The organism is Paenibacillus sp. OT2-17 (assembly GCF_009827695.1).
In the GTDB taxonomy this organism is placed as follows: Bacteria; Bacillota; Bacilli; order Paenibacillales; family Paenibacillaceae; genus Paenibacillus; species Paenibacillus polymyxa_B.
Genome location: NZ_WUDQ01000597.1, coordinates 1 through 2,176, shown reverse-complemented (window position 1 = coordinate 2,176; position 2,176 = coordinate 1). Strand labels below are relative to the sequence as shown.

General features: G+C 45.1%; 1 protein-coding gene and 1 pseudogene. Both read left to right on the top strand.

Annotated features, from left to right (window positions below; genetic code table 11):
* On the top strand, positions 1 to 1,417 hold a 1,417-nt coding region (locus GRP75_RS25035; RefSeq protein ID WP_160790678.1), incomplete at its 5' end, for an extracellular solute-binding protein.
* 322 nt (positions 1,418 to 1,739) lie between these two features.
* A pseudogene (locus tag GRP75_RS25030) lies at positions 1,740 to 2,176 on the top strand (sugar ABC transporter substrate-binding protein); the annotation flags it as partial.

Genomic DNA, 2,176 nt, shown 5'->3' with positions numbered 1-2,176 from the left:
GATGATTAAACAAAACCTTAACATTGATGTCCAGGTATTATGGCAGGTGTCGAAGGAAAATCTGAGTCAGAAAATCGATCTGGCTATCGCCAGCAATGATCTGCCGGATGCCATGATTGTAAATCAGCTGCAGCTGAACGAGATGATCAAGGCTGGAGAAATTGAAGACCTAACCGAGGCATACAATAGTAGCGCATCACCGGAAATAAAAAAAATTATTGATAGCACAAACGGATTGGCTATGGAACAAGTGACCTTCGATGGCAAGCTGATGGCTGTTCCTTCTGTGACAGCGGAAGACTTCAGCATGCTCTGGATTCGACAGGATTGGCTGGACCGTCTTGGACTGAAGCCGCCGAAAACGGTAGATGATCTGGAAGCTATCGCCAAGGCCTTTGTAGAGAATGACCCAGATGGAAACAGTAAGCGGGATACGATTGGCCTTGCTTCAAGCACTGGACTGTATAACGATTTCAACAACAGTGCTTTTTCTTTTGATCTAACCCCAATCTTCGCAGCATATGGATCTTTCCCGGGATATTGGCTGAGCAAAGATGGAAAACCTGTATACGGTTCGGTTCTACCGGAAACGAAGGAGGCCTTGGTCAAACTGCGTGAAATGTACGCCAAAGGCCTTCTCGATCCAGAACTGGGTATCCGCAAAGAAGCGGAAGAAACAGTTATTAACGGTCAGGCGGGGATGTTCTTTCAAGGTTTTTATGCTGGGTACTGGCCCCTTCCGAGCGCTTGGCAGAACGAGCCGGAGGCGAACTGGCAAGCATACGCACTCCCGCTGGATGCAAACGGAGCATACCATGTGAAGGTGGATAATCCGTCAAGTTCATTCTTGGTGGTACGAAAAGGATATGCTCATCCCGAAGCGATCATTAAAATTAACAATCTGTACCTTCGTGATGAGTTCAAGTACGGTACGCGTTTTATGCTGGGCCGCAATTTCTTTGCTCCGGCAGATGAAGCACGATATGAATCGAAGGCCGCGCAGGATATTCTGATGGGAACCAAAACACCCGCCGATTTCAAGGACAAGTCTGAATACAAATTGCTGGAAAACTTAGTTTCGACAATAAAACAAACCAAATTGAAGCCTTATGATCAATATGGTATTTCCTATTGGAATGAACACAGCGACAGCTTTATGCGGGGGTATTCGCTTCTTGTAGGCGGAAGAAATTTTTTCGATCCAAACATCCATAAAGTTCGAAGCCTTACCTATATACGAACTCCAACGATGGAGAAGGCTTGGGGTGAACTATCAAAACTGGAACATGATACATTTTTAAAAATTATTTTAGGCGCTGAACCGATCGATTCATTTGATCAATTTGTCGAGGAATGGAAGGAACAAGGGGGCGATCAAGTGACTGTGGAGGTGACTGCACCCCATAATCATCGCTGAAGACCATTATGAATGTGATACGATAAATTCTATAAGACACTCTTAAAATTCCATTAATCAAGCCGACGATTCCTATTTCAGGAGCTGCCGGTTTTTTGTTCTTCACTTTGATTTGTAAGTAAGGATAGACAAATGTATGTCGGTAGGTAGGATAAATGCTTACAGGCCAACTCAGGCTTTATGATCCTATATGAAACCACATACATTTCTCTATCCAAACAGACGCACAATCCCTATCTCGATTTGTCTTCTCCGAGCTTTATAATGAAAGCGCAAACAACAATGATAGAGAAATATTCAGAACGAAGGGGAATCGAATGTGATGAGAACTAAACGGTTCATAAAAAGCAAAATGTTGACGAGACGTCTGGCCGTGCTGTCGATGTCTGCTCTGATGATTTCAACCCTTGCAGCTTGTGGGGGTTCCTCCAACCCTCCCACTGCGGAGGAAGCGGGCAAGTATGAGGTAACACCGGGAGACCCATTCAGTGCCTATAAAGACGAAATAACCGTAACGATGGGTCGTGTGACTACAGCCAACCCGAAACTGCCGGCTGGAGATACGTATGAGAACAACGCGTATACTCGGCTGGTCAAAGAAACGTTTAACGCTCAGATTAAAGACCAATTTGAAACCAACGGAGAAGATTACAGCCGTCAGGTTTCTCTCGCCATCGCCTCTGGGGAACTGCCTGACATGATGCGTGTCGATTCCAAGGATGAGCTCAAAGAACTGGTTGATAATGATCTGATTGAAGA